The organism is Nevskia sp., from assembly GCF_023266035.1.
GTDB lineage: Bacteria > Pseudomonadota > Gammaproteobacteria > Nevskiales > Nevskiaceae > Nevskia.
The window spans coordinates 45276-51275 of sequence record NZ_JAHFRY010000003.1; the positions used below are offsets into that span (position 1 = coordinate 45276).

General features: G+C 63.1%; 2 protein-coding genes. Both read left to right on the plus strand.

The genetic code is table 11. The features are described 5' to 3' along the window. The first annotated feature begins 15 nt into the window (after positions 1–15). Positions 16–3807: a methionine synthase gene (metH, locus tag Q0D45_RS00295; protein ID WP_293387112.1), complete on the plus strand. Its 3792-nt coding sequence runs from the start codon at positions 16–18 to the stop codon at positions 3805–3807. A gap of 141 nt (positions 3808–3948) precedes the next feature. Then, positions 3949–5928 carry a S9 family peptidase gene (locus tag Q0D45_RS00300; RefSeq protein ID WP_293387114.1) on the plus strand — a complete coding sequence of 660 codons (1980 nt, stop codon included), beginning with the start codon at positions 3949–3951 and terminating at the stop codon, positions 5926–5928. Positions 5929–6000: the final 72 nt, after the last annotated feature.

Below are 6000 nucleotides of genomic sequence, written 5' to 3' on the forward strand. Positions count from 1 at the left end.
ACACGGATGCCTGCAATGCTCGACGCCCCGCTGTCCTTCGACCCCGCCGCCCTCGCAGCCCAGCTGGATGCGATTGCCCGCGAACGGATCCTGATCATCGACGGTGCGATGGGCACGATGATCCAGGGCTATCGCCTGAGCGAGGCCGACTATCGCGGCGAGCGCTTCAAGGAGTGGCCGCACGATCTGAAGGGCAACAACGATCTGCTGGTGCTGACCCAGCCGGAGATCGTCCGCGAGATTCACCGCAAGTACCTGCAGGCCGGTGCGGACATCCTCGAAACCAACACCTTCAATTCGCAGACGATCTCGCTCGCGGATTACCACATGGAGGAACTGGCTTACGAGTTGAATTTCGAGGCGGCGCGCATCGCCCGCATCGAGACCGATCTCGCCTCGACGCCGGACAAGCCGCGCTACGTCGCCGGCACCCTCGGGCCGACCAATCGCACAGCGTCGATCTCGCCGGACGTCAACGATCCCGGCGCCCGCAACGTCAGCTACGCGAAGCTGGTCACCGCTTACGCCGAGTGCACGCGCGGCCTGATCGACGGCGGCGCGCACATCATCATGATCGAAACGATCTTCGACACCTTGAACGCCAAGGCTGCGGTGTTCGCGGTCGAGCAGGTGTTCGAGGAGCGCGGCTACAAGCTGCCGGTGATCATCAGCGGCACCATCACCGATGCTTCCGGCCGCACGCTTTCCGGACAGGTCACCGAAGCATTCTGGAATTCCCTGAGCCACGCGCGGCCGTTCGCGATCGGCCTCAACTGCGCGCTCGGCGGCAAGGACATGCGGCCGTACATCGCCGAGCTGTCACGGATCGCCGACTGCTATGTCAGCTGCTATCCGAACGCCGGCTTGCCGAATGCCTTCGGCGAGTACGACGAAACGCCGGACGAAACCGCCGCGATCATTGCCGAGTTCGCTGACAGCGGGCTGGTCAACATCGTCGGTGGCTGCTGCGGCACTTCGCCGGGCCATATCGGCAGTATCGCCAAGTTCGTTGCCGGCAAGCCGCCAAGAGTGCCGAGCCAGCCGGCGATCGCCTGCCGCCTGGCGGGTCTGGAACCGCTGACCATCGACGACAGCCTGGGCTTCGTCAACATCGGCGAGCGCACCAACATCACTGGCTCGGCCAAGTTCCGCGATCTGATCAAGGCCGGCGACTACACGGCGGCCGTGGCCGTGGCGCGCCAGCAGGTGGAAGCTGGCGCGCAGGTCATCGACGTCAACATGGACGAAGGCATGATCGACGGCAAGGCCGCGATGGTGCGTTTTCTCAACTTGATCGCCTCCGAGCCAGACATCTCGCGGGTGCCGGTGATGATCGATTCCTCGAAGTGGGAAGTGATCGAAGCCGGCCTGCAATGCGTGCAGGGCAAGCCGATCGTCAACTCCATTTCGATGAAGGAAGGCACGGAAAAATTCATCGAGCAGGCCAAGTTGTGCCGCCGCTACGGTGCTGCGGTCGTGGTCATGGCTTTCGACGAACAAGGCCAGGCCGACACGCTGGAGCGGCGCAAGACGATCTGCGAGAAGGCCTATCGCATCCTCGTCGATGAAGTCGGTTTCCCGCCGGAAGACATCATCTTCGACCCCAACGTGTTTGCTGTGGCGACCGGTATCGAAGCACACAACAACTACGGTGTGGACTTCATCGAAGCCGCGCGCTGGATTCGCGCCAATCTGCCGGGTGCGCATATCTCTGGCGGCGTCTCCAACGTGTCGTTCTCGTTCCGCGGCAACAACCCGGTCCGCGAAGCGATCCACGCAGTGTTCCTGTACCACGCCATCCAGGCGGGCATGGACATGGGCATCGTCAATGCCGGCTCGCTGGTGATCTATTCGGAGATCGATCCCGAACTGCGTGAACGTATCGAGGACGTGATCCTCAATCGCAAGTCAGGCACCGATGGCACCGAAGCCTTGGTCGAGATCGCGCCGCGCTTCAAGGGCGATGGCAGCAAGGTCGAGGTCGCCGATGAAGTCTGGCGTTCGCTACCGGCCGGCGAGCGCATCACCCATGCGCTGGTGAAAGGCATCGATGCTTTCGTCGAAGCCGATACCGAAGAACTGCGCAAGGAGATTTTCGCGCGTGGCGGCCGGCCGATCGAGGTCATCGAAGGCCCGCTGATGTCCGGCATGAACGTGGTCGGCGACCTGTTCGGCGCCGGCAAGATGTTCCTGCCGCAGGTGGTGAAATCGGCGCGCGTGATGAAGAAGGCCGTGGCCTGGCTGATCCCCTACATCGAGGCCGAGAAGAAGCCCGGCGACGTGGCACAGGCCAAGGGCAAGATCCTGATGGCGACGGTCAAGGGCGATGTCCACGACATCGGCAAGAACATCGTCGGCGTCGTGCTCCAGTGCAACAACTACGAGGTCATCGACCTCGGCGTGATGGTGCCGGCGCAGAAGATTCTCGATGCCGCGCGCGAGCACAAGGTCGACATCATCGGCCTCAGCGGCCTGATCACGCCGAGCCTCGACGAGATGGTCCACCTCGGCAAGGAGATGCAGCGCCAGGGCTTCACCTTGCCGCTGCTGATCGGCGGTGCGACCACCTCGCGCGCGCACACGGCGGTGAAGATCCAGCCGGCCTACAAGGGGCCGATCGTCTGGGTGAAGGATGCTTCGCGCTCGGTGCCGGTGGCGTCCGCCTTGCTCGATGAGACGCAGCGCGCGGCGCTGATGCTGGAAACCAACAAGGAATATGCGGCGATCCGCGAGCGCCACGCGAACAAGGATCGTGATCAGAAGTATCTGTCGCTCGCCAATGCGCGAGCCAACGCCAGCCCGCTCGATTGGACGACCTTCCGGCCGATCAAGCCGCGCCTGCTCGCCCAGCAGGAACATCACATCAGCGCCCGCGAAGCCGGTACGGCGACGACCGCGCAACACATCAAGCTGCTGCGCGATTACCCGATCGCCGAGCTGCGCGAGTACATCGACTGGCAGCCGTTCTTCATCTCCTGGGAACTGAAGGGCCGCTATCCGGACATCCTCAACAACCCGGCAAGCGGTGAAACAGCGCGCAAGCTGTTCGCCGACGCCAACCTAATGCTCGACACCATCATTGCCGAAAAATGGCTGACCGCGAACGGCGTCATCGGTCTGTTTCCGGCGGCGAGCATCGGCGACGACATCGAGGTCTACGCCGACGAATCACGCAGCACGGTGATCCACACATTGCGCAATCTGCGCCAGCAGAGCGAGCACCGCGCCGGCGTGCCGAACCGCTGTCTCGGCGACTACATCGCACCGAAATCCACTGGCGTGCACGACTGGGTCGGCGGCTTCGCGGTGACCACCGGCATCGGTTGTCATGAACGGGTGGCAGCGTTCAAGAAGGACAACGACGACTACAACGCGATCCTGCTCGAGTCCCTGGCTGATCGCCTCGCCGAAGCCTTCGCCGAGCGTCTGCACCAGCGCGTGCGTCGAGAATTCTGGGGCTATGCCGCCGATGAGCAGCTCGACAACGCGTCACTGATCGACGAGAAATATCGCGGTATCCGTCCAGCGCCCGGTTACCCGGCCTGTCCCGAGCACACCGAGAAAGGCACGCTGTGGCAGCTGCTCGACGCCGAAGCGAACACCGGCATTTCCTTGACCGAAAGCTACGCGATGTGGCCGGCGGCAGCGGTCAGCGGCTGGTACTTCGCCAATCCGGAATCGCAGTACTTCATCGTCGGCCGCATCCAGAAAGATCAGGTCCACGACTACGCCACGCGCAAGGGCTGGACCTTGCAGGAAGCGGAGAAGTGGCTGGCACCGAATCTGGCTTACGAGCCCGAGGACTGAGGGCCCGCAGGCCCCGCACTCGTTAACAACGGACTGACGGGTAGCAAGGCGCAGCGATTTGGCACAGCTTCTGCCTGCCGGCAGGCGGTGGTCGCACAAGGACAGCATCGGGCTGTCCCCGCCGTACCTGGGAGAACCACGGTGTCTCGTCTGCTGATTGTCGTGTTGCTGCTGTTTGCGCCGTTGACCATGGCGTTTGCCGAAGTGCCGCTGGCCGACTTCGCCCGCCACGATTCCTTCGACGATGCCTCGATCTCGCCAGACGGGCATTACGTCGCCCTGACCATTCCGCTGGGCAACGGCCGCGGCGTCGCGATCTTCGATCTGCGGCAGGGCAAGCTGATTCTCAAACAGACGCTGGGAGAAGATCGCTTGGCGAATGGCTACCTGTGGGCCAGCGATGAGCGTCTGGTGGTGAGCCTGGCCGAGAACTTCGGCGAGCTGGAAGCGCCCTTTGCCACCGGCGAGATGATTGCCTTCAATGTCGATGGCTCCCAGCAGCAATATCTGTTCGGCTTTCGCGGCATCCTCCCCTTCAACTCCACGTCCACCGGCGCACGCCCCGGAATTGCGCGGGCAGTCAGGGCTTTCGGCTATCCGATTCGCAGCCTGCCTAAGGATCCCGAGCACATCCTGATCAGCGTTGAAGATTTTGGTGACATCGCCGAAAAGGAAAAGATGACGGTGTTTCGCATGAGTGTGCGCAACGGCATGCTCGATCAGGCGTTGGTGGCACCGATCAGCGGGACGGTGCGCTTTGTCGCTGACGATGACGGCTTCGTGCGCTATGCCAACGGTTCGGACGAGCAGAACCGGCCCCACTCCTACTCGCGCACACCCGAGCAGCCAGCCTGGTCGGAGTTGCCGGTGGCGGCAGGCAGCACCACCCGGCCGATGTTCCTGTCGAACGACAATCGGCGCGTGTTCCTGAGGTCCGACGAAGGGGGCCGGTACGATTGCCTCGTCGAACAGCAGCTCGCCGACGGCGCACGCAAGGTGCTGGCCTGCGACGACAGCTCGGACTTGCTGGACGTCGTCAGGTCTTTCGACGGCAACGAGCCGATTGCCGTTCGCTTCCAGGACGGACGCCAGGATGTTCGTCTGCTCGACACCGACCATCCATCACGCGAAAAGCTGGCGGTACTGCTGAAAGCGTTTCCCGGCCAGCACCTTCGTATCAGTTCGACGACCCGCGATGGCAGCAAGGCGATCGTACTGGTCGACAGCGACCGCAATCCGGGCAACTTCTATTTGTTTGATACGCAGGCCATCAAGGCGGTGCAGCTGGTCGGCCGCAGTTCCTGGCTGGACCCGGCGGTGATGCCGGAGCGCAGGCCGATCGACTTCAAGGCCCGTGACGGCCAGCGAATCCGCGGTTATCTGACCCTGCCTCGCGGCTTGGAGGCGAAGCGGCTGCCGATGGTCGTCAATCCGCATGGCGGCCCTTTCCAGATCCGGGATGACTGGAATTTCGATAACGAAGCGGCGGCCCTCGCTTCGCGGGGCTATGCCGTTCTGCAGGTCAACTTTCGCGGCTCCGGTGGCTATGGCCGCGCGTTTGCCGACGCCGGGAAACGCCGCTGGGCGACCACCATGATCGACGACATCATTGATGGCACCCGCTGGGCCATCGAGCAGGGCTATGCCGATCCTGGCCGGATCGGCATCTCCGGCGCCAGTTATGGCGGCTACGCGGCGCTGATGAGCGGCATTCGCGAGCCCGATCTGTTCCGCAGCGTGGTCAGCTTTGCTGGGGTATTCGATCTGCCGAAGCTCAAGGCCGACAGCGATATTTCCGAGCGCCGCAGTGGGCGCAACTACATCGACGAATCCATCGGCGACTCCGTCGACAGCCTGCGCGCCGCCTCGCCGTCGTCATACATCGATCGATTGAAGGCACCGGTGTTCATCGTCCACGGCGAGGAAGACGAACGGGTGCCGTTCAACCAGGCGAAGGAGCTGCGCAAGGCACTGAAGAAAGCCGATCATCCGCACGAATGGCTGGCGGTCGAAGCCGAAGGCCATGGCTTCTACAAGCCGGAGAACCGCACCCTGTTCCTGACCCGACTGATCGCCTTCCTCGACCGCACGTTGGCCGCAGCTCCAACATCAGCCCCCTGATCGCTCAGCGCGAGACTTTCGGCTTCACGAACTTCAAGGTCATGCGGTCCGATTCGCCGATCGCGAGGTACT

Bases quoted from the DNA above. Each gene is read 5' to 3' on its own strand.
- metH (WP_293387112.1), top strand. From the start codon at position 16: ATGCTCGACGCCCCGCTGTCCTTCGACCCCGCCGCCCTCGCAGCCCAG.